Origin of the sequence: Burkholderia sp. Bp8998 (genome assembly GCF_003854235.1) — a bacterium.
In the GTDB taxonomy this organism is placed as follows: Bacteria; Pseudomonadota; Gammaproteobacteria; order Burkholderiales; family Burkholderiaceae; genus Burkholderia.
Genome location: NZ_QTQF01000068.1, coordinates 1 through 24,586, shown reverse-complemented (window position 1 = coordinate 24,586; position 24,586 = coordinate 1). Strand labels below are relative to the sequence as shown.

Sequence of the window (24,586 nt, the reverse complement as noted above, 5' to 3'; positions counted from 1 at the left end):
AACCAGCCGGGCAAGGAAGCATGGCCGGTCGTCGGCGCGACGTTCGTGCTGCTGCACGCGAAGCAGGACAAGCCGGAACAAGGTGCGGAAACACTCAAGTTCTTCGACTGGGCATTCCACAACGGCAACCAGGCCGCGACGGATCTGGACTACATCTCGCTTCCGGATTCAGTGGTGTCCGAAATCCACAAACAATGGAAAGCAAAAATCAAGGATGCCTCCGGCAAGGCGATTGCGAACTGAGCGCACCGGGCGAGACGTGAGTCCGACCGCACTCGCCCCGTGACGAAGTAGAACGTCCCTTCGATTTGAGCCATGGGCGAAGAAGTGCCTCACCGAGCCGACGCATTCTTCAGACTAGCGCAAATGCGTTGCCAAGCTTGCACGACAATGTGCACGATCCCGGATCAGGTCGCACATGACGAACTGGTGGAGTTGCACAAGCCATAAAAATTGCGACCACTAGGACGGCCAGCAATCGCGGTGCGACAGTATCGCTGCCGTCTGTGCGGTACGAACTGGCTGTTGGAGTGCGATCCCCTGCGACCCGGCGCCACTGACTGGCTCTGTCTCGATAGGGCGTCGAACATTTTCACCCCCGCCTCGGCACCGCAGCCAGGTATAGGTGCGGTTGCATCCGGGCCATCCGGAGACGCTGTCGTCGGGAACACGGCATTGCCGTTGACTCCCGCTCACTGCGGTCGAGGCAATGCCATTTTTTATCGCGCTACAGCAAGTAAGGCTTGAAGTTCGCGAGCGCGCGAGAAACATACTTTTCCCTCTCCCGACTGGCGCAACGTAGTGGAGCGCGCTCCGCGCGGCGTCCTCACCTTCGATGCGCGCAATGATCCATGCGGCCAAATACTGCGAAGCAAGGCAGCCGCCCGCGGTCGAGACGTTGCCTTGAGCGAAGAATGGCTGATCGACGACGTCGACGCCTGCCTCGATCACCCAAGGTTTGGTTGTGAGATCCGTGCAGGCCGGGATTTTTTCGAGGAAACGAGCTTTGCCAGAACCAACGTGCCCGAACATTGCACACCGATAAGCTGCCGTGCAGGATCGAGCTTCAGCTGCTCCCTCGTCGGCCGCAACGGTTGCTTCGGGGTCGGCACGACGTTATGGATTGTTCCCGCATCGCCATGCGCCGGGTCGAGGCACTGAAGCTTAGGCGGGGACATTGATCGCAGCCGATCCCGGCATCAGCAACCGGCCAAACGGCCAACTTCGCGCTTGCACATCGAAGCCACTGGTAAACTCGGGCAACCAAAGCAACAACTTCATGCCTGACCTATGACCACGCTGTCGCCCGAGGCCTTTGCCGGCCACACCCCGATGATGCAGCAGTACCTGCGCATCAAGGCCGATCACCCCGACACGCTCGTCTTCTACCGGATGGGCGACTTCTACGAGCTGTTCTTCGAGGATGCGGAGAAAGCGGCACGCCTGCTCGACCTGACCCTCACGCAGCGCGGCGCATCGGCCGGCACGCCGATCAAGATGGCCGGCGTCCCGCATCACGCGGTCGAACAGTATCTGGCGAAGCTCGTGAAGATGGGCGAATCGGTCGCGATCTGCGAGCAGATCGGCGACCCCGCGACGTCGAAGGGGCCGGTCGAGCGCAAGGTCGTGCGCGTCGTCACGCCCGGCACGCTGACCGATGCCGCACTGCTGTCCGACAAGAACGACGTCTACCTGCTCGCGATGTGCACGGGCCACAACAAGCGTGGCGTCGCGGTCAATATCGGCCTCGCGTGGCTGAACCTCGCGAGCGGCGCGCTGCGGCTCGCCGAAATCGAACCTGATCAGCTCGGCGCCGCACTCGAACGCATCCGCCCGGCCGAAATCCTGACGCCGGATGGTGCGACCGACGGCGTGCCCGCGGGCGCCGGCGCGATCAAGCGCGTGCCGGCATGGCACTTCGACATCGCATCGGGCACGCAACGCCTGTGCGACCAGCTCGACGTCGCGGGCCTCGACGGCTTCGGCGCGCATTCGCTGACGAGCGCATGCGGCGCGGCGGGCGCGCTGCTGCTGTATGCGGCGGCCACGCAGGGCCAGCAACTGCGTCACGTGCGCAGCCTGAAGGTCGAGAACGAAACCGAATACATCGGGCTCGATCCGGCGACGCGCCGCAACCTCGAGCTGACCGAAACGCTGCGTGGCACCGAATCGCCGACGCTGTACTCGCTCCTCGACACCTGCTGCACGACGATGGGCAGCCGCCTGCTGCGTCACTGGCTGCATCACCCGCCGCGCGCGTCGGTCGCCGCGCAGTCGCGCCAGCAGGCGATCGGCGCGCTGCTCGAGGCGCCCGCGAGCGCGAGCCTCGACACACTGCGCAGCGCGCTGCGCCAGATCGCCGACGTCGAACGGATCACCGGGCGTCTCGCGCTGCTGTCCGCGCGGCCGCGCGACCTGTCGAGCCTGCGCGACACGTTCGCCGCGCTGCCGGCGCTGCGCGAGCGCATCAGCGCGATCGTCGCGAACGCGGATGCGCTCGCGCGCGTCGACGCGGCGCTCGCGCCGCCCGCCGAATGCCTCGACCTGCTGACGAGCGCGATCGCCCCCGAGCCTGCCGCGATGGTGCGCGACGGCGGCGTGATCGCGCGCGGCTACGATGCGGAGCTCGACGAGCTGCGTGACATCTCCGAGAACTGCGGGCAGTTCCTGATCGATCTCGAGGCACGCGAGCGCACCCGCACGGGCATCGCGAACCTGCGCGTCGAATACAACAAGGTGCACGGCTTCTACATCGAGGTCACGCGCGGCCAGACCGACAAGGTGCCGGACGACTACCGCCGCCGCCAGACGCTGAAGAACGCCGAGCGCTACATCACGCCCGAACTGAAGACCTTCGAGGACAAGGCGCTATCCGCACAGGAACGCGCGCTGGCCCGCGAGCGCGCGCTGTACGACGGCGTACTGCAGGCGCTGCTGCCGTTCATTCCCGAGTGCCAGCGTGTCGCGTCGGCGCTCGCGGAGCTCGACGTGCTCGCCGCGTTCGCCGAGCGCGCCCGCACGCTCGACTGGGTCGCCCCCGCCTTCACCGACGAGATCGGCATCGAGATCGAACAGGGTCGCCACCCGGTCGTCGAAGCGCAGGTCGAGCAGTTCATCGCGAACGACTGCCGGTTCGGCACCGAACGCAAGCTGCTGCTGATCACCGGCCCGAACATGGGCGGTAAGTCGACATTCATGCGGCAGACGGCGCTGATCGCGCTGATGGCGTACGTCGGCAGCTACGTGCCCGCGAAGTCGGCCTGCTTCGGCCCGATCGACCGGATCTTCACGCGGATCGGCGCGGCCGACGACCTCGCCGGCGGCCGCTCGACCTTCATGGTCGAGATGACCGAAGCGGCAGCGATCCTAAACGACGCGACACCGCAAAGCCTCGTGCTGATGGACGAAATCGGCCGCGGCACGTCGACGTTCGACGGCCTCGCGCTCGCGTGGGCCATCGCGCGTCACCTGCTCGCGCAAAACGGCTGCTACACGCTGTTCGCGACGCACTACTTCGAACTGACGCAACTGCCGGCCGAATTCCCGCAAGCGGCGAACGTCCACCTGTCGGCCGTCGAGCACGGCCACGGCATCGTGTTCCTGCACGCTGTCAACGAAGGCCCGGCGAACCAGAGCTACGGGCTGCAGGTAGCGCAGCTCGCGGGCGTGCCGGCGCCGGTGATCCGCGCCGCGCGCAAGCATCTCGCGTATCTCGAACAGCAGTCGGCCACGCAGCACACGCCGCAGCTCGACCTGTTCAGCGCGCCGCCCGCCGCGGCCGACGAACTCGAATGCGCGGATGCGCCGGCGCCGGCCGACGTCCCGCATCCGGCACTCGAGAAGCTGCGCGACATCGATCCCGACGACCTCAAGCCGCGCGACGCGCTCGACCTGCTGTACGAACTGCGCTCGCTCGTCCGCTCGCACGATGCCGACGGGCACGCATAAACGCCTCCCGTCGGGCCGGCCGGCCCGTGCCGCCGCCGCGCTGATCGCGACGGTGCTCGCGCTGGCCCAGGCCAGCGCGCTCGCGGCGCCGCCCAACCGTGCGGCCGCCCCCTACTCGTTCGCGATCGTGTCGGGCGTCATCGACGCGCCGGCCGACGAGCCGGCCGCGCAGCGGCTGTTCGAATCGATCGCACGCGAGCGCAATCTGGCCTTCGTCGTCTATGCAGGCGACATCAAGGGTGCGAAGGAAGCGTGCCGCGACTCGCTGTACACGCAGCGCGGCGCGATCCTGGACGCATCGCGCGTGCCGCTCGTGTTCATTCCCGGCCACGACGACTGGGTGACGTGCAGCACGGCGGCTGGCGGCAGCTACGACCCGGTCGAACGTCTGGACTTCCTGCGGCAGACGCTGCTGGCCGACGCGGCGCTGCCCGACCCCGGCGCGCTGCAGATCACGCGCGAAAGTGAAGTCGCCCGGTTCCGGCCTTATCGCGAAAACGCGCGCTGGATGCATGACGACGTCGTCTACGTCGCGCTAAACGCACCGGCGCCGAACAACCACTATCTGACGGCCGGCGGCCGGAACGGCGAATTCGAGGACCGCATCATCGCGAACGGCTTCTGGATCGACCACGCGGCCGAATATGCGAAACGGCGCGAAGCGCGCGCCATGGTGGTGATTTTCGAAGGCGATCCGCAGTTCGATCGCTATGAGCGCGCCGAACGCTTTGCGTGGTTGCGTTTCAACCGGCCGCGCGTCCGCGACGGCTTCCGTGAACTGAAACGAACGCTGGTGAAGGCCGCGGCGACATTCCGCGGCCCGATCCTGGTGATGCACGCGAGCAGCGAGCCGCTTGCGAACGGCTTCCTGATCGATCGCCCGCTGCATGCGGACGACGGTGCACTGGTCGGAAACGTGACGCGTGTCGCGATCGGACCGCGCCATCCGTCGAATCAGTGGTTGAAGGTCAACGTGTCGCCGGCACGGCGGACGATCTTCAACGTGAGCGTGCAGGACGTCCCGAAGAACCTGCCGATCCCGCCCGCACTGCCGGTCGTGCCGCGCGACGCCGTCCCGCTGCCGCAGATGCCGGAGATCCCCGAAATCCCGGCCTTGCCGGCACTGCCCGACTCGTCGTCGGTCGCGCCGCCGCTGCAGGGCGACGGCACGACGCCAGGCGGCGCCTCGTGGCCCGCGCCGCCCCCTGCCTCAGGGCCGGCGCCCGGCCTGCCTGCCAGTTCAGTGCAGGGTACGCCCTGACGGTGCGTCGCCGTCCTCGTCTTCGTCCTCGTCGACGATTTCGAGGCCTTCCGCGCCGTGCGCGTGCTCATGCTCGATCTCGTCCTCGGTCGCTTCGCGAACGTCCTTGACCGTGAGCGCGAAACGCAGCGCCATGCCCGCGAGCGGGTGGTTGCCGTCGAGCACGACCTTGTCCTCGGCGATGTCGGTGACCGTGTAGATCAGCGAATCCACTTCCTCGTCGCCGTCTTCCGGCGTGCCTTCGAACTGCATGCCCACTTCGATCGGCTCGGGAAAACGATCGCGCGGCTCGATCTTCACGAGTTCGGGATCGTAGTCGCCGAACGCGTCCTGCGGCTCGAGCTGAATCTGCGCCTGGTAACCGGGCTCCTGGCCGTCGAGCTGTTCCTCGATCTTGGGGAACGTGCCATCATAGCCGCCGTGCAGATAGACCATCGGCTCGTCGCTTTCCTCGATCAGATTGCCTTGCGCATCCGACAGCTTGTAAGTGACCGACACGACGGTGTTTTTTGCGATTTTCATCCAATTCTCCCAAATACAAGTCTCATTATACGATGCGCAACCGGTCTCAAGCCGAACCGCAGGATGCCGCTGCCGCCCCGCTCGGCGCGCCGCCCTCCGATCTTCCCACGCCGCTGCTCGGCGGCCTGTCGCCGGCGCAATTCATGCGCCGCTACTGGCAGAAGAAGCCGCTGCTGATCCGCCAGGCGATTCCCGGCGTGAAGCCGCCGGTCACGCGCGACCCATTGTTCGAGCTGGCAGCCGACTATGACGCCGAAGCGCGACTGATCACCCATTTTCGTAACAAGTGGCAACTGGCGCACGGTCCGTTCGAGCCGGGCGCGCTGCCTGCCGTTTCGCGCAAGTCCTGGTCCTTGCTCGTGCAGGGGCTCGACCTGCACGTCGACGCGGCGCGCGCGCTGCTCGACCGCTTCCGCTTCATCCCGGACGCGCGCCTCGACGACCTGATGATTTCGTACGCGACGGACGGCGGCGGCGTCGGCCCGCACTTCGACTCGTACGACGTATTCCTGCTGCAGGTCGAAGGCCGGCGCCGCTGGCGCATCGGCGCGCAGAAGGACCTGTCGCTGCAACCGGATGTGCCGCTGAAGATCCTCGAGCATTTCGAGCCGAGCGACGAGTGGGTGCTGGAGCCGGGCGACATGCTGTACCTGCCGCCGCACATCGCGCACGACGGCGTGGCCGAAGGCGAATGCATGACCTGCTCGATCGGCTTTCGGGCACCGTCCGCCGGGGAGCTGGGCGCGCAATTCCTGTACTACCTCGCGGAACGTGGCGGCCTGCGCGACGAGCGCGGCGACGCGCTGTACCGCGACCCGAAACAGCCGGCGGTCGACACCCCTGCGCAACTGCCGCCGGCGATGGTCGAGCGCGTCGCCGAGATCGTCGATGCGATCCGCTGGCGCAAGCGCGACGTCGCCGAATTCCTCGGCTGCTACCTGAGCGAGCCCAAATCGAACGTGGTATTCGAGCCGCCGGCACGCCCGCTGTCCGAGTCCGCATTCGTTACGCAGGCGTCGCGCCGGGGGGTGTATCTCGACAGACGCGCCGCATTGATGTATAACGCGCGCTCGTACTTCATCAATGGCGAGGAAGAACCGATCGAGCAAGCCGGCGAATGGCTGCCCGAACTGGCCAATCTGCGCCACATGGAGGCGAAACGGTTTGTAACACTATCCCGGGCTCCCTCAATGACAGCCTTGCTGCACGAGTGGTATTGTGCGGGCTGGCTACGGGTCGGAAACCGGATTTAGTGGGCCGCCCGTATGCCCATGCAGATCAAATTCTGTATGGGAAAGACAACGTATTGACCCCGCATTTGTCGACGGTCGATAGGAAAGTGCATATAATTTCCGCCCAAGCCGTAGGGAAGATTCACGCTCTAGAAGTGCGTCTCCACCAGCGGCCCAGGTCGGTGTTGGAGCACATTACCGGTATTGTTTCGCGCTGTTGCTTACCTTTAACCATAAAAGGACGTGATCATGAAGAAATCCCTCCTCGTAGCTTCCCTGTTGGCTGCTGTTGCACTGGCTGCTTGCAACAAGAGCGCTGATCAAGCTGCTTCGTCGGCTGCTAGCGACGCATCGGCTGCTGCTTCGTCGGCTGCTTCGGCAGTTGCTGGTGCTGCGAGCGACGCTTCGGCTGCTGCTTCGTCGGCGACGGCTGCTGCGAGCGACGCAGCTGCTGCTGTGGCGTCGGCTGCTTCGGCAGCGACGGCTGCTCCGGCTTCGGGCGCAAGCCAGTAAGCCTCAGGCATCAGCTGAAAAAAAACCGGCCCTTCGGGCCGGTTTTTTTACGTCTGTCGGTTCCGTGCATCGCGCCCGGCAGGCAAGCGGGCCAAGACGCCGTCCCGCCCCTTCCTGCCCCCCTTCTGCACCCGCTCAACCGAGCGTCAGCCAGTCGAAGCCCGCGTCCTGCGTGGCCACGACCACTTCCTCCCCGTCCGTTCCCAGCACACCGGCAAACGCCTGGCGGGCCAGCTCTGGCCGGTTGTTCTGCTGGCTCAGGTGCGCCGCAACCAGGTGCTGGAGGCGGCTGCGTTCGAGCGATGCGAGGATGCCGGCGGCGGCATCGTTGCTCAGGTGGCCGTGATTGCCGCCGATCCGCGCCTTCAGCGACTGCGGATAGCGGCTCCCGGCGAGCATCGCGGTGTCGTGGTTGGATTCGAGCATCAGCGCGTCACAGCCGCTCAGGACGGTCGTGATATGCGGCGTGGCCATTCCGACGTCGGTCAACACGCCAAGCCGGCGGCAACCGTCCATGAAGACGAACTGGAGCGGTTCCCGCGCGTCATGGGGCACCGTATAGGGCATCACGGCCAGATCGCGTATCGCGGCCGTCTCGTCGCCCCACAACACGTGGAGATCGACATCGGCCTCGTCCGCGCCCACCGCGCGCGCCGTGCCCCAGCTCATGTAGAGCGGCAGCGACCCGCGCCGCGCGAGCGTCAGCGCGCTGCCGACGTGGTCGCTGTGTTCATGGGTGACGAGGATCGCATCGAGATCGTCGATGCCGAGATTCAGGCGGCCGAGACGGCGCTCGACCTCCTTCGCTGAAAAACCGCAGTCGAGCAGCACGCGGGTGGTCGTCGTGCCGCTCGAGACCTCGACGACCAGCGCGTTGCCTTCGCTGCCGCTACCGAGGCTGGCGAAGCGCACGCGGTCAGTTCAGCTGGGCGTGCAGCAGCGAAATGATCCGCTGCGCATCCGACGAGTTGTCGACCTGGCCGTTCGCGTCGACCACCGCGACCTGCGTGCCGCCATTGCCCTGCGCGCGCACGTTGACAAGATATTCCTTGCCCGGCTTGGCCGCCGACGGGCCGCCGTAGAACAGCTTGCCGAACAGCCCGTCGCGCTTGAGCTCTTCCATCGTGTTCGCGTAGCGGACCGTGTACAGGCCCTTCTCGCGGTCGCGATTGTCGACCGCGAAGTTGGTGCGGTCGAGCGCGAGACCGACGCGCAGCCACGCGCGGTCGAACGATTCCGCCAGCTGCAACGTCGCGGCGCCGCTGCTGGTGTCGCTGACCTGCGCCGGCGCCGTCGCGGGACGCGCATCGGTCAGCAGCTGCTTCGCCTGCGCGTCGCTCAGGCCGAACTTCTGCATCAGCTTCGACAGGAACACGGCCTCGAGCACCGGATTGCGCGGACGCTCTTCCCAGCGCGACGACGTGCCGCCCTGCGGACCGACCATCATTTCCTCCATCGCGCTGTGCGTGATCGAGATGTCGGTGTCGCCGTTCGACGTGCGGTTCACGAGCGTGCGGAAACGGTCGCGCGTGCCCGACGAGTACGCGAAGTCGATGACCTTGCCGATCGTGCGGCGGAACCAGTCGTCGGGAATGTTCGCGCGGTTCTCGGCCCAGTCGGTGGCCATGATGCCGGTCGACGGTGCGTCGGTCTTCAGCGAGAAGCCGTTTTCCTGCCAGAACTCCTTCAGGATCGGCCACAGCTGCTCGGGCGTGCGCCCATCCACCACGAGCCAGCGGCGGTCGCCGTCACGCTCGATATGCATCCCGAGCGGATCCTGCGCGCTCGGGACGCCGTCGGTCGCGTTGCCGGCGGCCGTCGTCGCCCGCGGCGGCAGCGTGCCAAGACCTGCGTTGCTCAGCGGCGCGACGAACTGCTGGGTCGTCGGCACCGGCTTCAGGTCGCTCGGCACCGCGAGCGGCGGCGCCGAACCCGTGTTCTTGTAGTTGACCCGGTCGGGAGCCAGATAATCGTTCAGCGTATCGCAGCCGGCGAGCGCGCCCAGCGCCAGCGCCACCACCGAAACCTGGATGGCGCGAGAGGAAAAGGCGAAACGTTTCATGAAATCCTTCGTCTTGCTAGAACGCTCGTCAGGAGCGGCGCCGGACGGAGCCGGCCGGTGCGGGTTGATGAGGGGTCGAGCCGGCGGCCGCAGGACGCGGCCGCCTGTGCATCAGGCGAGGATGCCGGCCTCGACGAGGGCCGAACGTACGACATCGTGGCAGCGCTCGTCGAGCGGCGTAAGCGGCAGGCGGATGCCGCCCTGCATCTTGCCCATCGCCTGCAGCGCCCACTTCACCGGAATCGGGTTCGCCTCGATGAACAGGTTCTTGTGCAGCGACAGCAGCTTCATGTGCAGCTCGCGCGCCGTTGCGACGTCACCGGCCAGCGCCGCGCGGCACAGGTCGCTCATCGCGCGCGGCGCGACGTTCGCCGTCACCGAGATGTTGCCGTGGCCGCCGAGCAGCATCAGTGCGATCGCGGTCGGATCGTCGCCGCTGTAGATCGCGAAATGCTTCGGCGCTGCCTTGATCAGGTGCGCGGCGCGATCGATGTTGCCGGTCGCTTCCTTCACGCCGATGATGCCCGGCACCTGCGCGAGGCGCAGCGTGGTTTCGTGCGCCATGTCCGCGACCGTGCGGCCCGGCACGTTATACAGGATCACCGGCAGGTCGACCGCTTCGGCGATCGCCTTGAAGTGCCGGTACATCCCTTCCTGCGTGGGCTTGTTGTAGTACGGCACGACCTGCAGCGTCGCGTCGGCGCCAACGGCCTTCGCGTGCTTCGTCAGTTCGATCGCCTCGGCGGTCGAATTGCCGCCCGCGCCCGCGATGATCGGGATGCGCTTCGCCGCATGCTCGACCGCCGTGCGGATCATCAGGATGTGCTCTTCGACGTTGAGCGTTGCCGACTCGCCGCTCGTGCCGACCACGACGAGTGCGTCGGTGCCTTCCGCGATGTGCCAGTCGATCAGTTTGCGAAACGCCGGCAGGTCGAGACTGCCGTCTTCGAGCATCGGGGTGACGATCGCGGGGATGCTGCCGCGGATTTGAATGCCGTCTTGGGTGCCGTTAGCCATGAAACGCGATTGATTGATGTACCGGTAAACGTTGAGATTGTAGCGGATTAGCCGGGCAGTTCGTAACGTGGAATTCCCGCCCCCGCCATCGGGGTCGCGCCCTCGCGTACCGCGCAGATGCGCTGCACGAACGCCTCGCGCGGCGCGGCGACGAATCCGTCCTCGTACGCGACCACCCGCAGGCGGCCGCGCACCGCGTCCAGCAGCTCGCCCGGGGCGAGCAGGAACGCGGGGTTGGACGGTTTGCCGACCGTTTCGTTTCCTTGCGCGAAGGTTTCGTAGATCAGCACGCCGCCCGGCGCCACCGCATCGAGCAGATGGGGCCAGAGCGGACGATGCAAATAATGGGTGACGATCACAGCCGCGAACGACGCACCGGCCGGCAGCGGCCAGGGCGCGCCCTCGAGATCGGCGTCGCGCGCGTCGACGCCCGGGATCGCGCGCAATGCGGCCACCGCGGCCGGATCGCGGTCGAGTGCGGTGACCGGATGCCCGTGCGACGCAAACCAGCGCGCATGCCGGCCGCCGCCCGCGGCAACGTCGAGCACCGCGCCGGCCGCCGGGACGAGTCGCGACCACCGGGCGACCCAGCGCGATGGCTCGACCTGAGCGACGTGGCCGCCCGCGGCGGCAATGACAGGTTCGCGCATGCCGTCAGGTCAGGTATACGACAGGCCCATCGCCTCGCGCACGTCGCGCATCGTCTCGACCGCGTGCTTGCGCGCCTTGTCGCAGCCGTCCGCGACGATCGCGCGCAGCAGAGACGGATCGTCCATGTACTTCTGCGCGCGCTCGAGCATCGGCTGCTGTTCACGCAGGATCCCCTCGACGACCGGCTGCTTGCAGTCGAGGCAGCCGATGCCCGCCGAGCGGCAGCCGCTCTGCACCCACTGGTGCGTCGTTTCGTCCGTATAGACCTGGTGCAGCTGCCACACCGGGCACTTGTCGGGATCGCCCGGATCGGTGCGGCGCACGCGCGCCGGATCGGTCGGCATCGTGCGGACCTTCTTCGTGATCGTCTCGGCGTCCTCGCGCAGGCCGATCGTGTTGCCGTACGACTTCGACATCTTCTGGCCGTCGAGGCCCGGCATCCGGGACGCTTCGGTCAGCAGCGCCTGCGGCTCGACCAGGATGATCTTGCGTGCGCCTTCGAGATAGCCGAACAGGCGCTCGCGGTCGCTCATCGACAGGCTCTGCGATTCCTGCAGCATCGCGCGCGCCTGTTCGAGCGCCTCGTCGTCGCCCTCCTGCTGGTACGCATTGCGCAGCTCGTGATAGAGCTTCGCGCGCTTGCCGCCGAGCTTCTTCGCGGCTTCGAGCGCCTTCTCCTCGAAGCCCGGCTCGCGGCCGTACAGGTAGTTGAAGCGGCGCGCGATCTCGCGCGTCATCTCGACGTGCGGCACCTGGTCTTCACCGACCGGCACGAGCGAGCCGCGATACAACAGGATGTCGGCCGCCATCAGCACCGGGTAGCCGAGGAAGCCGTAGGTCGACAGGTCCTTGTCCTTCAGCTTCTCCATCTGCTCCTTGTAGGTCGGCACGCGCTCGAGCCAGCCGAGCGGCGTGCTCATGCCGAGCAGCAGCGCGAGCTCCGCGTGCTCGGGCACCTTGCTCTGGATGAACAGCGTCGCCTGCGCCGGATCGATGCCGGACGCGAGCCAGTCGATCAGCACGTCCCACACGTTCTTCTCGATGACCTCGGGCGTTTCGTAGTGCGTCGTCAGCGCATGCCAGTCGACCACGCAGAAGAAGCACGGGTACTCGGACTGCAGCTTCACCCAGTTTTTCAGCACGCCGTGGTAGTGGCCGAGGTGCAACGACCCGGTGGGTCGCATGCCGGAGAAAATACGATCTGGGAACATGATTGTCGTTAGAAAAGCGAGGCGAAGGGAGACAGGATGGCGCTCAGCACGCCGGCCGCGGCGTTCACGAGCGGACGCAGCCAGAAATTCGTCAGCACGCCCGTCATGACCAGCACGAGGACGATGATGAAACCGTACGGCTCGATGCGCGACAACGCGATCGATTGCTTCGGCGGCAGCAGCGCCGCCAGGATGCGGCCGCCATCGAGCGGCGGCAGCGGAAACAGGTTCAGCACGCCGAGCACGAGGTTCGCGCTGACGCCCGCATAGGCCATCCGCGTGAAGAACGGTTCGTCGATGCCGGCGGCGGCCAGCACGATGGTCAGCACGCCCCAGATCAGTGCCTGCACGAAGTTGCAGGCCGGGCCCGCGAGCGACACCCACAGGCTGCCCCAGCGCGGATTGCGCAAGTTGCCGAACGATACCGGCACCGGCTTCGCATAGCCGAACAGGAACGCGCCGCCGGTCAGGAAATACATGGCGAGCGGGATCGCGATCGTGCCGAGCGGATCGATGTGGCGCATCGGGTTGAACGACACGCGCCCCATCATGTAGGCGGTGTTGTCGCCGAGCAGGCGCGCGGCATAGCCGTGCGCGGCCTCGTGCAGCGTGATCGCGAAGATCACGGGCAGCGCGTAGACGGCGATGGTCTGTATCAGGGAAGCGTCCATATCGCGTTATTGTAACAAGCGCACTCGCGCAAAAATGAACGGCGCTTACGCGGCCGAGAGTCCGAACGGTTCGAGCGCGCCGCGCCCCGCCCGCACGAGCTGCGGCTCGCCGCCCGTCAGGTCGATCACCGTCGACGGCTCACGCGGACACGCGCCGCCGTCGATCACGAGATCGACCTGCTTCTCGAGCCGCGCGCGGATGTCGTCGGGATCGTTGAGCGGCTCGTCGTCCGGCGGCAGGATCAGCGTCGTGCCGAGCAGCGGCTGGCCGAGCGACTCGAGCAGCGCGAGCGTGATCGCGTGATCGGGCACGCGCAGCCCGATCGTCTTGCGCGACGGGTGCGACAGCCGGCGCGGCACCTCCTTGGTCGCCTGCAGGATGAACACGTACGGGCCCGGCGTCACCGACTTGATCTGCCGGTACTGGCGGTTGTCCACCATCGCGAAGTTGGCCAGTTCCGACAGGTCGCGCACGAGCAGCGACAGGTGCTGCTTCTCGTCGAGGCCACGGATGCGGCGCACGCGCTCGACCGCGTCCTTGTCGTCGAGGTGGCACGCCAGCGCGTAGCTCGAATCGGTCGGCATCGCGATCACGCCGCCCTTGCTGACGATGTCCGCGGCCTGCTTGATCAGGCGCGGCTGCGGATTATCCGGATGAATCCTGAAGAACTGGGACATGGGGACACGTAAAGAGGGAGAAGTCGGATGCGCGCCTCGGCGGCAGCGCGAACGGCAAGCGGCCGCGGCGCGTCAGAGCCAGCGCTCCCAGACCGGTTTCAGGTCGGGCGGCAACGGCGGCAGGCTACCGAGCTCGACGCGGCCCTCGCCCGGCGCATGGAAATCCGAACCGCGCGACACTTCGAAGCCGAAGCGGCGCGCGACGTCCGCGTATTCGCGGTATTGGTCAGGCGTGTGGCTGCCCGTGATGACCTCGATCGCGCGGCCGCCGAGATCGATGAATTCGCCGAAGAATGCGTCGAATTCGACCGGCGTATAGCGGTAGCGGCCCGGGTGCGCGACCACGGCCTCGCCGCCCGCCGCGCGAATCCACGCGACGGCGTCGGACAGCGTCGCCCAGCGATGCGGGACGAACCCGGGCTTGCCATCGCCGAGCAGGCGGTCGAACACGTCGGAAGTGGATGCGGCGTGGCCGTTCTCGACCAGGAAGCGCGCGAAGTGGGTGCGCGAGATCAGGTCGGGATTCGATACGTACTTCAGCGCGCCTTCGTACGCGCCGGGGATGCCGAGCGTCTCGAGCTGCGCGCCGATCGCCTGCGCACGCGCGGCACGGCCGTGGCGCGTGCGATACAGGCCGTCGACGAGCGTCGGATTCGACGGATCGATGTTCAGGCCGACGATGTGCACGGTGCGCGACGCCCACGTGACCGAGATCTCGACACCGCTCAGGTAGCGCATCCCGAGCGCCTCCGCCTCGCTGCGCGCCGCCGCCTGGCCGCCGATCTCGTCGTGGTCGGTCAGCGCCCACAGGGTCACGCCGCCGGCATGGGCGCGGCGCGCGACGTCGGCAGGCGACAGCAACCCGTCGGAAACATTCGAATGGCAGTGGAGATCAGCGTTCATTGTCGGCATGGCAGGTGAAGCTTCATTCTACTGCAATGCGGCAATTGCGCCGCCCGCCTGCCCCGCCGCTGCCGCCGCCCGCCTACGCGCAGAACGCCTCGATCAGCGCCGCGATCTGCTCCGGCTGGTCGTGATGGACCATGTGGCCGGCATCTTCGACGCGCTTTTCGCGCCAGTCGGGGAACGCGCCGAAGCGCGCCTTGAACTCCGGCAGCGGGATGTCGCCCGCGATGTAGGCGAGCGTCGGCGAATTGACGGCCTCCACGTGCAGCACCTTCGCGCGCACCTGCTTCCAGACGGCCATCACCTCATCGAGCCGGTACAGTTGCGGACCCGCCATCTTGTGCGCGGGGTCCGCCAGCAGGTGATACAGACCGTCGTCGCCGCGCCGCGACCAGTGCGCGGCGAGGAACGCGGCGCGGCGCGGATCGAGCCGCGGATTGGTCTTGATCAGCCGGGCCGCCACGTCGTCGAGCGACGCGTACGGACGCAGCACCGGCGGCTCGCGCAGCTCGTCGAGCCAGCCGCGCAGCCGGCGCGGCGCCTGATCGGCCCGCGCGGGGGCGAGCCCGAATCCTTCGAGGTCGACCACGCGCCGCACGCGCTCCGGCCGCGCGCCCGCGTACAGGCACACGACGTTCGCCCCCATGCTGTGGCCGACCAGGTTGACTTCGCCGGTCGGCGCATAGTGGTCGACGAGCGCATCGAGATCGCCCAGGTACTCGTGGAACCAGTAATGACCGCCGCCCTGCCGCGCGACCGGCCAGTCGGACAGGCCGAAGCCGCGCGCATCGGGCGCGATCACCTGCCAGTCGCCCGCGAGCGCGTCGACGACGAACTGGAACGATGCCGCGACATCCATCCAGCCGTGCAGCATGAACAGCATCGGCGCATCGGGCCGGCCCCAGCGCCGCACATGCAGCTTGACGCCGCGAACCGTGACGAAATCGGAAACAGAACTCGAAACATTCATTGCAGCCGCCAAAAAAAGAATGGTCGTTCGATTATAGCGATGACGCTTCCGTTCCGGGGGCCGGCAGTCGAGTCAGCTCTCTAGCGACGGGGGGCCGATGGCACGCGGAACCGGCGCATCGGGCGCCGCAGCAATGCCGCCGAACGGTCGCGTGGCTGGCCGGCGACGGCGTTCGCACGCCTGAGCCGGCGGCGCGCAGCCGCGCTAACCCGCCGCCTTGCCGTCCGCCGCGTCCTGCGCGGCGAGTTCGTCCAGCTCCGCCTGCTCGAATCCCGCGGTGCGGCGCGCGTCGAAATTGAACGGACCGCGCAGCCGCGGCGCATGGTACTGCTCGGCAAGCTCGCGGTAGGTGGTAACCGGATCGCGGCCGGCCGCGTCGCACAGGTGCCGGAACCAGCGGTTCCCGATCGCGACATGGCCGATCTCGTCACGCAGGATCACGTCGAGGATCGCCGCGGACGCGTCGTCGCCCGCCTGCACGAGCCGCGCACGGATCGGCGGCGACGCGTCGAGCCCGCGCGCCTCGAGCGTGCGCGGCACGAGGGCCATCCGCGCGAGCACATCGGCCTTGGTCCGCTCGCACATCTCCCACAGCCCGTTGTGCGCGGGGAAATCGCCGTACGCATGCCCGAACCCGGCGGCCAGCCGGTCGGACAACAGCGCGAAGTGATAGGCCTCCTCGGCTGCGACCTTCAGCCAGTCCGCATAGAACGCGTCCGGCATCCCGGCGAAACGCCACACGGCGTCGAGCGCAAGGTTGATCGCGTTGAATTCGATATGCGCGAGCGCGTGCAGCAGCACAGCGCGCCCCGCGGGCGAGCGCATGCTGCGGCGCTCGAGCTGGCGCGGCTCGACGAGCGGCGGGCGCGCCGGACGGCCGGGCAGGTCGGCCGGTTCGTCCAGCTCGAGCGCCGGCGCGATCGCGGCCCGCCCGGCCAGCAGTGCATCGTACAGCGCGCGGACCTGCGCGGCCTTCGCGGCCGGCTCGGACATCCGCAGCGCGTCGAGCGCGGCGCGGCGCACGCAATGCGGCGCCACGGTGAAAGAAGAAGGCTCCATGCTCATCAAACGGGGGCACCACCCGCGCGCATCGCGGGAGCGCATGCACGCGACGGTTTACAATAAGCGTTTGTGCCGTCACGCAACGCGCCCGGCACGCCAGACGCGCCATTTTACCGGCGCCCATCATCGAAGAGACCAGGAGACTCCGTGACGATCTACAAACTGGGCGAGACGGCCCCGACGATCCACGAAAGCGTATTCGTCGCCGATACGGCGGCGATCATCGGCAAGGTCGTGCTCGAGGAAAACGCGAGCGTATGGTTCGGCGCGACGATTCGCGGCGACAACGAGACGATCACGGTCGGCACCGGCAGCAATGTCCAGGAAGGCGCGGTCCTGCATACGGACCCCGGGTTTCCTCTGACGATTGCCGAAAACGTGACGATCGGCCACCAGGCGATGCTGCACGGATGCACGATCGGCGAAGGTTCGCTGATCGGGATTCAGGCGGTGGTCTTGAATGGAGCGGTCATCGGCCGCAACTGTCTGGTCGGTGCCGGCGCGGTCGTGACGGAAGGCAAGACGTTCCCGGACAACTCGCTGATTCTCGGCGCCCCGGCGAAAGTCGTGCGCGAGCTGTCGGCAGACGACATCGCGCGGCTGCGCGCAAATGCGAAGACGTACGTCGAGCGGCGTGCGCATTTCAAGGAGCAACTCGTGCGGATCGGGTGATTCGCGCGGATTTCAAGGAAGAAGAGTGAGCGACCAGTTACAGAAATTCATGTTCAATTCAGCACCCGTGCGCGGCGAGATCGTGTCGCTGCGCAACACGTGGCAAGAGGTGCTTTCCCGCCGGGACTACCCTGCCCCGGTGCGCACGGTGCTCGGCGAGATGATGGCCGCGTGTGCGCTGCTGTCCGCGAACCTGAAATTTCACGGCACCCTGATCATGCAGATCTTCGGCGACGGGCCGGTCCAGATGCTGGTCGTCCAGTGCGGCTCGGACCTGTCGATGCGCGCCACGGCCAAGTTCGCCGGCGACGCGGCGCAGACCATCGGCGACGACATGCACTTCGCGTCGCTCGTCAACGCGAGCGGCCACGGCCGTTGCGTGATCACGCTCGACCCGGCCGAGAAGCTGCCGGGCCAACAGCCGTACCAGGGCATCGTGCCGCTGAACGGCGTCGACGGTCCGCTCGAATCGGTGTCGCAAGTGCTCGAACACTACATGCACCACTCGGAGCAGCTCGACACGCGGCTGTGGCTCGCGGCCGATCACGACCGCGCGGTCGGCATGCTGCTGCAGAAGCTGCCGGGCGACGGCGGCATCGTGCCGCGCAACGCCGAGACCGACACCGACACCTGGGAGCGTGTCTGCACGCTCGGCGGCACGCTGTCCGCGAAGGAACTGCTCGAGGTCGAACCAGAAGTCGTGTTCCGCCGGCTGTTCTGGCAGGAAAACGTGCAGCACTTCGACCCGGCCGGTACGCGTTTCCAGTGCTCGTGCTCGCGCGAGAAGGTCGGTGCGATGTTGCGCATGCTCGGCCGCGAAGAGGTCGACAGCGTGATCGTCGAGCGCGGTCACGTCGAGATTCACTGCGAGTTCTGCAACCAGCGCTACGAGTTCGATCCTGTCGACGTCGCTCAGCTGTTCGCAGCTCCGGAACTCGCGACCGGCATCACGCCCGCGACCGACCAGCGTCACTGAGCCGCGCTGCGCCGCGCGTCCGTGCTCGCCATGCGGGTGCGGGCGCATAATGACGCACGAGCGTCGCACGCACGGCTCTCGCGCCGCAGGTCCCCGCCTTCGGCGCAAACCGCTTTCCGCTGTCGGCGCGCTGCAGGAGAAACACATGAATCGCCCGTTCCGCACCCTCGTCCTGGCCAGTGTCGCAGCCGGCACGCTGGCCCTCGCCGGCTGCGCGGTGCAGCCGCCTTCGTCGACGATCCTGAGCCGCCTGCCCGAACCGGGCGCATCGGGCGGCCAGCCGCCCGCACTGTCGAGTGCGGAGCGCAAACGCTACGACGAGATCGACCGGCAGGTGCTGCGCGAGCAGAACGACGCGATGGCGGCCGAGGCCGCCGCGCGCGCGTGGGCGTATTACTCGCCGCCGCCCGTGACGGTCTACGGCAGCTATTACGGCGGTGGTTGGGGCAACCGGTGGGGCACCGGCATCGGCTATGGCTACGGTTACCCGGGCTGGTGGTGGTGACGCGCCATCGCGTCGACCGCCCGATTGCCAACTCACAGGAAATAAAAAAGCGCGGTATTTCCCGCGCTTTTTCAATGATTCGGACTCCCGCGCATCAGTGATGCGCGGCCTTGCCCTTCTCGCCGCCGTGATGCCGCGACGGCTTCGCGATCGACTGCGGGTTCGGTACGACACGCACGGGTGCCGCGGACACGGTGCCGCGCGTCGACGTGCTCGAAGGCGTGTTGTTCAGCGGCCCGGCCGGCGCATTCGGCGACACGAACTGCACGAATACTTCACCGTCCTTCACCATGCCCATCTCGTAGCGCGCGCGCTCCTCGATGGCCGCGGTACCGCCTTGCAGATCCTGCACTTCGCCCGCGATCCGTTCATTGCGCAGCTTCTCGTCCGCATTCTTCCGCAACTGATCGCCGAGCTGCTGACGCAATTCGTGCACCCGCAACCAGCCGCCGTGTCCCCACCATAGGGGGTACTGAATGAGCGCCAGCAAGGCAATCAGGACGACAGTGACAAGCCGCATGTAAGAGACGCAGATATAAGAAGCGCCGCTCCGCGCGACATGCACAGAGCGGCGTCGAGATGACGAACCCGATAGTAGCGCGTTAGCGCAGGTTATAGAAAGCCGATTTGCCCGGGTAGCTCGCGATATCGCCGAGATCTTCCTCGATGCGCAGCAACTGGTTGTATTTCGAGATGCGGTCGCTGCGCGACAGCGAACCCGTCTTGATCTGACCGGCGTTCAGGCCGACCGCGATGTCCGCGATCGTCGAATCTTCCGTTTCGCCAGAGCGGTGCGAGATCACGGCCGTGTAACCCGCGCGCTTCGCCATTTCGATTGCCGCGAACGTTTCGGTCAGCGTACCGATCTGGTTGATCTTGATGAGGATCGAGTTCGCGATGCCTTTCTCGATGCCTTCCTTCAGGATGCGCGTGTTCGTGACGAACAGGTCGTCACCGACGAGCTGCACCTTCTTGCCAAGGCGCTCGGTCAGCAGCTTCCAGCCTTCCCAGTCGCCTTCGTGCATGCCGTCCTCGATCGACACGATCGGGAACTTGTCGGCGAGCGTCGCGAGGTAGTCGGTGAATTCGGCCGACGACAGTTGCAGGCCTTCGCCCGCGAGCTGGTACTTGCCGTCGTGGTAGAACTCGGAGGCCGCGCAGTCGAGCGCGAGCAGCACGTCTTCGCCCGCACGGTAGCCGGCCTTCTCGATCGCCTGCAGGATCGTCGACAGGCACTCGTCGTTGCTGCCGAAGTTCGGCGCGAAGCCGCCTTCATCGCCGACTGCCGTGCTCATGCCGCGGTCGCTCAGGATCTTCTTCAGGGCGTGGAACACTTCGGCGCCGCAACGCAGGGCTTCACGGAACGTCGGCTGGCTCACCGGGACGATCATGAATTCCTGGATGTCGAGGCTGTTGTTCGCGTGCGCGCCGCCGTTGACGATGTTCATCATCGGGACCGGCAGTTGCATCGCGCCCGAGCCGCCGAAGTAGCGGTACAGCGGCAGGCCGGCTTCTTCGGCCGCTGCCTTCGCGACGGCCATCGACACGGCCAGCATCGCGTTCGCGCCGAGGCGCGACTTGTTGTCGGTGCCGTCCAGCTCGAGCAGCGTCTTGTCGAGGAACGCCTGTTCCGACGCGTCGAGGCCCATGATGGCTTCGGAGATTTCGGTGTTGATGTGCTCGACAGCCTTCAGCACGCCCTTGCCGTTGTAGCGACCGGCTTCGCCGTCGCGCAGTTCGATCGCTTCACGCGAGCCGGTGGACGCGCCCGACGGCACCGCCGCGCGGCCCATCGTGCCCGATTCGAGCAGCACGTCGCATTCGACGGTGGGGTTGCCGCGCGAATCCAGAATCTCGCGGCCGATGATATCTACGATTGCACTCATGGGTTTCCTCTGAGAATGACGATGGATTCTTCAAACTGCGACGGCATGCGTGCCGACACTGCTTACGCTACTGACGCGCGAAGCCGTCGCAAGGTTCATTCGATCTTTAGTTGAAATCGTTTTCCAGGAACGGATTGCGCTTCACCGCCTGGTCGAGCGTGACGAGGGTCTCCAGCAGCGCGCCCATTCGGTTCAGCGGCACCGCGTTCGGGCCGTCCGACTTCGCTTCGGCCGGATTCGGGTGCGTTTCCATGAACAGGCCCGCCACACCCGTCGCGACGGCAGCACGCGCGAGCACCGGCACGAATTCGCGCTGGCCGCCCGAGCTCGTGCCCTGCCCGCCCGGCAGCTGCACCGAGTGAGTCGCATCGAACACGACCGGCGCGCGCGTCTCGCGCATGATCGCGAGCGAACGCATGTCGGACACGAGGTTGTTGTAGCCGAACGAGACACCGCGCTCGCACGCCATGAAGCGGTCTTCCGACAGACCGGCTTCACGCGCCGCGTCGCGCGCCTTGTCGATCACGTTCTTCATGTCGTGCGGCGCGAGGAACTGGCCCTTCTTGATGTTGACCGGCTTGCCCGAGCGTGCGCACGCATGGATGAAGTCGGTCTGGCGGCACAGGAACGCGGGCGTCTGCAGCACGTCGACGACCGACGCGACCTGCTCGATCTCTTCGATCGAATGCACGTCGGTCAGCACCGGCAGGCCGAGCTGGCGCTTCACCTCGCCAAGGATCCGCAGGCCCTCGTCCATTCCGAGGCCGCGAAACGACTTGCCCGAACTGCGATTCGCCTTGTCGTAGGACGACTTGTAGATGAACGGAACGTTCAGCTTCTCGCAGATCTCCTTCAGGCGGCCCGCCGTGTCGATCGTCATTTGCTCCGATTCGACGACGCAGGTACCCGCGATCAGGAAGAAGGGCTGGTCGAGACCGACCTCGAAATCGCACAGCTTCATGCTTGCACTCCGCGCGCTTGCTTGTTGGCAAGCGCGGCTTCGACGAACGACTTGAAGAGGGGATGACCGTCACGCGGCGTGGACGTGAATTCCGGGTGGAACTGGACGCCGACGAACCACGGGTGCATCGAGCGCGGCAGTTCCATCATTTCCGGCAGGTCCTCGCTCGGGGTACGGGCGCTGATGATAAGGCCGCCGGCTTCGAGCTGGGGCACGAAGCGGTTATTGACTTCATAACGGTGGCGATGGCGCTCGTTTACGTCCTTGCCATAGATCTCTTCAGCCATCGTGCCGGGCTTGATCGGGCAGCGTTGCGAACCGAGGCGCATCGTGCCGCCGAGATCGGATTCCTCGGTGCGCGTCTCGACCTTGCCTTCGCGGTCGTACCATTCGGTGATCAGCGCGACCACGCGCTCCGGCGTTTCCGAATCGAATTCCGTGCTGTTCGCCTGCTTCAGGCCGACGACGTCGCGTGCGAATTCGATCACCGCGAGCTGCATGCCGAGACAGATGCCGAGGTACGGCACCTTCGACTCGCGTGCATAGCGGATCGCCGCGATCTTGCCTTCGGTGCCGCGACGGCCGAAACCGCCCGGCACCAGCACGGCGTCGAGATGCTTCAGGCTGTCGACACCGTTGGCCTCGATCTCTTCCGAGTCGATGTACTCGATGTTGACCTTGGTCGACGTGTGCAGCGATGCGTGGCGCAACGCCTCGATCAGCGACTTGTACGACTCGGTCAGATCGACATACTTGCCGACCATGCCGATCGTCACTTCGTGCTTCGGATTTTCCAGCTTCTCGACGAGCTCCGACCACATGCTCAGGTCGGCGTCCTTCGGCGACAGCTTCAGCTCCTCGCAGATGATCCGGTCGAGGCCCTGGTCGTGCAGCATCTGCGGAATCTTGTAGATGCTGTCGGCGTCCCACACCGAGATCACGGCGTCTTCCGGCACGTTCGAGAACATCGAGATCTTCTTCGATTCGTCGTCCGGGATGCGGCGATCCGCACGGCACAGCAGCACATGCGGCAGGATGCCGATCTCGCGCAGCTTCTGCACGCTGTGCTGGGTCGGCTTCGTCTTCAGCTCGCCGGCCGTCGCGACGTACGGCACGAGCGTCAGGTGCACGAAGCACGCGCTGTTGCGGCCGAGGCGCAGGCTCATCTGGCGTGCGGCCTCGAGGAACGGCAGCGACTCGATGTCGCCGACCGTACCGCCGATCTCGACGATCGCGACGTCCGGCTCGCCGCAGGTGGCCGATGCCGCCCCGCGCTCGATGAACGCCTGGATTTCGTTCGTGATGTGCGGAATCACCTGCACGGTCTTGCCGAGATAGTCGCCGCGGCGTTCCTTGCGGATCACCGATTCGTAGATCTGGCCGGTCGTGAAGTTGTTGGCCTTGCGCATCTTCGTGCTGATGAAGCGCTCATAGTGGCCGAGGTCGAGGTCGGTCTCCGCTCCGTCTTCCGTCACGAACACTTCGCCGTGCTGGAACGGGCTCATCGTGCCGGGGTCGACGTTGATGTAGGGATCGAGTTTGAGGAGGGTGACTTTCAGACCGCGCGATTCGAGGATCGCGGCGAGAGAGGCGGCGGCAATACCCTTGCCGAGGGAAGAAACTACGCCGCCGGTGACGAAAACATATTTGGTCATCGCTGGATGCTCGCGGGAAAAACGGATTATACCGTAAAGCCCGCCCTTCTCTCAGCAATTGGCGCGATGATCCCGCCCTTTCGCGCTGTGCCGCGCCAGCCGTGCGCGCCGGGGCGAACCGGCCGGGCGGGCGGTGCAACCGCGCACGCCGGACGCGGCGCACCGGACCGACGCGTCAGGCGCTTTTCGCGAGCGCCGCGCTGTCGCGCGGCACGCCGCCTTCCGCGGCTTTCAGCGAATTCAGCATCCGTTGCAATGCACGGGCCGTCTCGATCGGCCGCTCCATCGGGAACAGGTGGCTGCCCTCGAGCCATTCGATGCGCCCGCGCGCCGCGCGGCGCGTCGCATCGAGCCCGACCTGCCGCACTTCGCGCGAGCGCGTGCCGGCGAGAAAGCCGAGCGGCACCGGCGCGCCGTGCGCGAGCCGCGGACCGAGCGTATGCGGCAGTGTCCGGTAGATCAGGTATTCGACCTGCCGGTCGAATGCGAGCGCGCGTTCGCCGTCGGCGCCCGCCTGCGGAATGCCGTGGTCGATGTAGTCGGACAGCATCCGCTCGTCCCAGCGCGCGAACGCGGGTTTCTCGTGAAAGTGCCGCCAGGCTTCGTCGCGGCTCCCCCAGTGCGTGCGCCGGTTGCGCGTCGCGGCCGCCGGCGACAGCCGTTCGTCGAGCCCGGCCCACTGGCTCGCGCGCAGCGCGCCGGCGCGCCATCCCGCGATGATCGGCGAATCGATCATCACCACGCCGCGCACCCAGTGCGGTTTTTTCAGCGCGGCCATCAGCGACAGGTAGCCGCCGAGCGAATGGCCGACGAGCCAGACCGGGCGCTCGTAGCGGCTGCCGATGTCGTCGAGCAGCTGCTCGACGAGATGCGGCCAGTCGCGCGTCACCGGGTAGCGGCGGTCGTGACCGATGCGCTCGATGTAGCGAAGCTCGTAGTCGTCTGCCAGCTCGGCGAAGATCGTCCGGTACGTCGAGGCCGGAAAACCGTTCGCATGCGAGAAGTGGAGGATGTCCTTCAAACGCCAATGTCTCCTTTGTCGACCGGAGTTGGCGCTTTAGCGCCTACTCCGGTCCCATGCTTCGCGGTCGACCGGAGTCGGCGCTTTAGCGCTTACTCCGGTCCCATGCTTCGCGGTCGACCGTAGCTGGTCGGCCCTGAACAATTCACTTTTCCTTGCGGATGAGTTCATGCCGCCGACAGCGCAGCGGTTGTGACGCTGAGCAA

24 protein-coding genes and 2 pseudogenes are annotated in these 24,586 nt (G+C 66.6%); 8 read left to right on the top strand and 18 right to left on the bottom strand.

What is annotated here, in order from left to right; genetic code table 11:
- Positions 1-243: pseudogene (locus DIE06_RS35765) on the top strand (phosphate ABC transporter substrate-binding protein PstS); the annotation flags it as partial.
- Between the two features lie 484 nt (positions 244-727).
- Here DIE06_RS35765 and DIE06_RS35760 read toward each other — a convergent pair.
- Positions 728-1,178, bottom strand: a pseudogene (locus DIE06_RS35760) (hypothetical protein).
- Between the two features lie 112 nt (positions 1,179-1,290).
- Here DIE06_RS35760 and mutS point away from each other — a divergent pair.
- Both mutS and DIE06_RS35750 read left to right on the top strand, forming a co-directional pair.
- On the top strand, positions 1,291-3,948 hold the full coding sequence (mutS, locus tag DIE06_RS35755; protein WP_124665450.1) for a DNA mismatch repair protein MutS: 2,658 nt from the start codon (positions 1,291-1,293) through the stop codon (positions 3,946-3,948).
- Positions 3,929-5,209 carry a hypothetical protein gene (locus DIE06_RS35750; protein ID WP_124665449.1) on the top strand — a complete coding sequence of 427 codons (1,281 nt, stop codon included), beginning with the start codon at positions 3,929-3,931 and terminating at the stop codon, positions 5,207-5,209. Before mutS ends, DIE06_RS35750 begins: the two co-directional genes overlap by 20 nt.
- On the opposite strand, the gene DIE06_RS35745 is transcribed toward DIE06_RS35750, so the two are convergent.
- Positions 5,189-5,731 (bottom strand): peptidylprolyl isomerase, encoded by a 543-nt coding sequence (locus DIE06_RS35745; protein WP_059817806.1) that lies wholly within the window; start codon positions 5,729-5,731, stop codon positions 5,189-5,191. The two genes, DIE06_RS35750 and DIE06_RS35745, sit on opposite strands and share 21 nt — an antisense overlap.
- A 32-nt stretch (positions 5,732-5,763) precedes the next feature.
- Here DIE06_RS35745 and DIE06_RS35740 point away from each other — a divergent pair, with 32 nt between their 5' ends.
- Both DIE06_RS35740 and DIE06_RS39670 read left to right on the top strand, forming a co-directional pair.
- Complete coding sequence (locus DIE06_RS35740; RefSeq protein WP_124665448.1) at positions 5,764-6,984, top strand: cupin domain-containing protein; 1,221 nt, start codon at positions 5,764-5,766, stop codon at positions 6,982-6,984.
- Between the two features lie 53 nt (positions 6,985-7,037).
- Positions 7,038-7,283, top strand: a complete 246-nt coding sequence (locus DIE06_RS39670) for a hypothetical protein (RefSeq protein WP_011657350.1) — start codon at positions 7,038-7,040, stop codon at positions 7,281-7,283.
- A 20-nt stretch (positions 7,284-7,303) separates the two neighbouring features.
- On the opposite strand, the gene DIE06_RS38590 is transcribed toward DIE06_RS39670, so the two are convergent.
- The 11 genes from DIE06_RS38590 to DIE06_RS35680 all read right to left on the bottom strand — a co-directional run bounded on the left by DIE06_RS38590 (position 7,304) and on the right by DIE06_RS35680 (position 16,707).
- The gene (locus DIE06_RS38590; protein ID WP_185733562.1) at positions 7,304-7,468 is read right to left on the bottom strand and encodes a hypothetical protein; all 165 of its coding nucleotides are present in this window, start codon (positions 7,466-7,468) and stop codon (positions 7,304-7,306) included.
- A 143-nt stretch (positions 7,469-7,611) separates the two neighbouring features.
- The gene (locus DIE06_RS35725; RefSeq protein ID WP_124665447.1) at positions 7,612-8,388 is read right to left on the bottom strand and encodes an MBL fold metallo-hydrolase; all 777 of its coding nucleotides are present in this window, start codon (positions 8,386-8,388) and stop codon (positions 7,612-7,614) included.
- A 4-nt stretch (positions 8,389-8,392) separates the two neighbouring features.
- Positions 8,393-9,538 carry an outer membrane protein assembly factor BamC gene (gene bamC, locus DIE06_RS35720; RefSeq protein ID WP_124665446.1) on the bottom strand — a complete coding sequence of 382 codons (1,146 nt, stop codon included), beginning with the start codon at positions 9,536-9,538 and terminating at the stop codon, positions 8,393-8,395.
- 111 nt (positions 9,539-9,649) lie between these two features.
- Positions 9,650-10,555, bottom strand: coding sequence for a 4-hydroxy-tetrahydrodipicolinate synthase (gene dapA / locus DIE06_RS35715; protein WP_124614520.1), 906 nt, complete (start codon positions 10,553-10,555; stop codon positions 9,650-9,652).
- Between the two features lie 47 nt (positions 10,556-10,602).
- Entirely contained in the window at positions 10,603-11,205 is a 603-nt protein-coding gene (locus DIE06_RS35710; protein ID WP_124665445.1) for a bifunctional 2-polyprenyl-6-hydroxyphenol methylase/3-demethylubiquinol 3-O-methyltransferase UbiG, read from the bottom strand.
- Positions 11,206-11,214: 9 nt separating this feature from the next.
- Entirely contained in the window at positions 11,215-12,417 is a 1,203-nt protein-coding gene (locus tag DIE06_RS35705; protein ID WP_059450434.1) for a tryptophan--tRNA ligase, read from the bottom strand.
- A gap of 8 nt (positions 12,418-12,425) precedes the next feature.
- Complete coding sequence (locus DIE06_RS35700; RefSeq protein ID WP_059450435.1) at positions 12,426-13,088, bottom strand: site-2 protease family protein; 663 nt, start codon at positions 13,086-13,088, stop codon at positions 12,426-12,428.
- Positions 13,089-13,133: 45 nt separating this feature from the next.
- Positions 13,134-13,766: an L-threonylcarbamoyladenylate synthase gene (locus tag DIE06_RS35695; RefSeq protein ID WP_124614523.1), complete on the bottom strand. Its 633-nt coding sequence runs from the start codon at positions 13,764-13,766 to the stop codon at positions 13,134-13,136.
- Between the two features lie 72 nt (positions 13,767-13,838).
- Positions 13,839-14,669: a 3',5'-nucleoside bisphosphate phosphatase gene (locus tag DIE06_RS35690; RefSeq protein ID WP_185733561.1), complete on the bottom strand. Its 831-nt coding sequence runs from the start codon at positions 14,667-14,669 to the stop codon at positions 13,839-13,841.
- An 82-nt stretch (positions 14,670-14,751) separates the two neighbouring features.
- Positions 14,752-15,642 (bottom strand): alpha/beta fold hydrolase, encoded by an 891-nt coding sequence (locus DIE06_RS35685; RefSeq protein WP_124665443.1) that lies wholly within the window; start codon positions 15,640-15,642, stop codon positions 14,752-14,754.
- A gap of 204 nt (positions 15,643-15,846) precedes the next feature.
- Positions 15,847-16,707, bottom strand: a complete 861-nt coding sequence (locus tag DIE06_RS35680; protein WP_124665442.1) for a ferritin-like domain-containing protein — start codon at positions 16,705-16,707, stop codon at positions 15,847-15,849.
- 144 nt (positions 16,708-16,851) lie between these two features.
- On the opposite strand from DIE06_RS35680, the gene DIE06_RS35675 reads away from it, so the two are divergent.
- The 3 genes from DIE06_RS35675 (at position 16,852) to DIE06_RS35665 (ending at position 18,857) form a co-directional block, all read left to right on the top strand.
- Positions 16,852-17,376, top strand: a complete 525-nt coding sequence (locus DIE06_RS35675) for a gamma carbonic anhydrase family protein (RefSeq protein ID WP_057925213.1) — start codon at positions 16,852-16,854, stop codon at positions 17,374-17,376.
- Between the two features lie 25 nt (positions 17,377-17,401).
- Entirely contained in the window at positions 17,402-18,352 is a 951-nt protein-coding gene (gene hslO / locus DIE06_RS35670; protein ID WP_124665441.1) for an Hsp33 family molecular chaperone HslO, read from the top strand.
- 145 nt (positions 18,353-18,497) lie between these two features.
- Positions 18,498-18,857: a hypothetical protein gene (locus DIE06_RS35665; RefSeq protein ID WP_124665440.1), complete on the top strand. Its 360-nt coding sequence runs from the start codon at positions 18,498-18,500 to the stop codon at positions 18,855-18,857.
- A gap of 94 nt (positions 18,858-18,951) precedes the next feature.
- On the opposite strand, the gene ftsB is transcribed toward DIE06_RS35665, so the two are convergent.
- The 5 genes from ftsB to DIE06_RS35640 all read right to left on the bottom strand — a co-directional run bounded on the left by ftsB (position 18,952) and on the right by DIE06_RS35640 (position 24,380).
- Positions 18,952-19,377 (bottom strand): cell division protein FtsB, encoded by a 426-nt coding sequence (ftsB, locus tag DIE06_RS35660; protein WP_124665439.1) that lies wholly within the window; start codon positions 19,375-19,377, stop codon positions 18,952-18,954.
- 82 nt (positions 19,378-19,459) lie between these two features.
- Positions 19,460-20,743 carry a phosphopyruvate hydratase gene (gene eno / locus DIE06_RS35655; RefSeq protein WP_009689673.1) on the bottom strand — a complete coding sequence of 428 codons (1,284 nt, stop codon included), beginning with the start codon at positions 20,741-20,743 and terminating at the stop codon, positions 19,460-19,462.
- A gap of 106 nt (positions 20,744-20,849) precedes the next feature.
- Positions 20,850-21,704, bottom strand: coding sequence for a 3-deoxy-8-phosphooctulonate synthase (kdsA, locus tag DIE06_RS35650; RefSeq protein ID WP_124665438.1), 855 nt, complete (start codon positions 21,702-21,704; stop codon positions 20,850-20,852).
- Complete coding sequence (locus DIE06_RS35645) at positions 21,701-23,359, bottom strand: CTP synthase (protein ID WP_124665437.1); 1,659 nt, start codon at positions 23,357-23,359, stop codon at positions 21,701-21,703. The genes kdsA and DIE06_RS35645 overlap by 4 nt, the downstream gene beginning before the upstream one ends.
- 175 nt (positions 23,360-23,534) lie before the next feature.
- The gene (locus tag DIE06_RS35640; protein WP_124665436.1) at positions 23,535-24,380 is read right to left on the bottom strand and encodes an alpha/beta fold hydrolase; all 846 of its coding nucleotides are present in this window, start codon (positions 24,378-24,380) and stop codon (positions 23,535-23,537) included.
- Positions 24,381-24,586: the final 206 nt, after the last annotated feature.

Coding starts and splice junctions, on each gene's coding strand:
- mutS (WP_124665450.1), top strand. CDS start 1,291: ATGACCACGCTGTCGCCCGAGGCCTTTGCCGGCCACACCCCGATGATG.
- DIE06_RS35750 (WP_124665449.1), top strand. CDS start 3,929: ATGCCGACGGGCACGCATAAACGCCTCCCGTCGGGCCGGCCGGCCCGT.
- DIE06_RS35745 (WP_059817806.1), bottom strand. CDS start 5,731: ATGAAAATCGCAAAAAACACCGTCGTGTCGGTCACTTACAAGCTGTCG.
- DIE06_RS35740 (WP_124665448.1), top strand. CDS start 5,764: ATGCGCAACCGGTCTCAAGCCGAACCGCAGGATGCCGCTGCCGCCCCG.
- bamC (WP_124665446.1), bottom strand. CDS start 9,538: ATGAAACGTTTCGCCTTTTCCTCTCGCGCCATCCAGGTTTCGGTGGTG.
- dapA (WP_124614520.1), bottom strand. CDS start 10,555: ATGGCTAACGGCACCCAAGACGGCATTCAAATCCGCGGCAGCATCCCC.
- DIE06_RS35710 (WP_124665445.1), bottom strand. CDS start 11,205: ATGCGCGAACCTGTCATTGCCGCCGCGGGCGGCCACGTCGCTCAGGTC.
- DIE06_RS35705 (WP_059450434.1), bottom strand. CDS start 12,417: ATGTTCCCAGATCGTATTTTCTCCGGCATGCGACCCACCGGGTCGTTG.
- DIE06_RS35700 (WP_059450435.1), bottom strand. CDS start 13,088: ATGGACGCTTCCCTGATACAGACCATCGCCGTCTACGCGCTGCCCGTG.
- DIE06_RS35695 (WP_124614523.1), bottom strand. CDS start 13,766: ATGTCCCAGTTCTTCAGGATTCATCCGGATAATCCGCAGCCGCGCCTG.
- DIE06_RS35690 (WP_185733561.1), bottom strand. CDS start 14,669: ATGAACGCTGATCTCCACTGCCATTCGAATGTTTCCGACGGGTTGCTG.
- DIE06_RS35685 (WP_124665443.1), bottom strand. CDS start 15,642: ATGAATGTTTCGAGTTCTGTTTCCGATTTCGTCACGGTTCGCGGCGTC.
- DIE06_RS35680 (WP_124665442.1), bottom strand. CDS start 16,707: ATGAGCATGGAGCCTTCTTCTTTCACCGTGGCGCCGCATTGCGTGCGC.
- DIE06_RS35665 (WP_124665440.1), top strand. CDS start 18,498: ATGAATCGCCCGTTCCGCACCCTCGTCCTGGCCAGTGTCGCAGCCGGC.
- ftsB (WP_124665439.1), bottom strand. CDS start 19,377: ATGCGGCTTGTCACTGTCGTCCTGATTGCCTTGCTGGCGCTCATTCAG.
- eno (WP_009689673.1), bottom strand. CDS start 20,743: ATGAGTGCAATCGTAGATATCATCGGCCGCGAGATTCTGGATTCGCGC.
- kdsA (WP_124665438.1), bottom strand. CDS start 21,704: ATGAAGCTGTGCGATTTCGAGGTCGGTCTCGACCAGCCCTTCTTCCTG.
- DIE06_RS35645 (WP_124665437.1), bottom strand. CDS start 23,359: ATGACCAAATATGTTTTCGTCACCGGCGGCGTAGTTTCTTCCCTCGGC.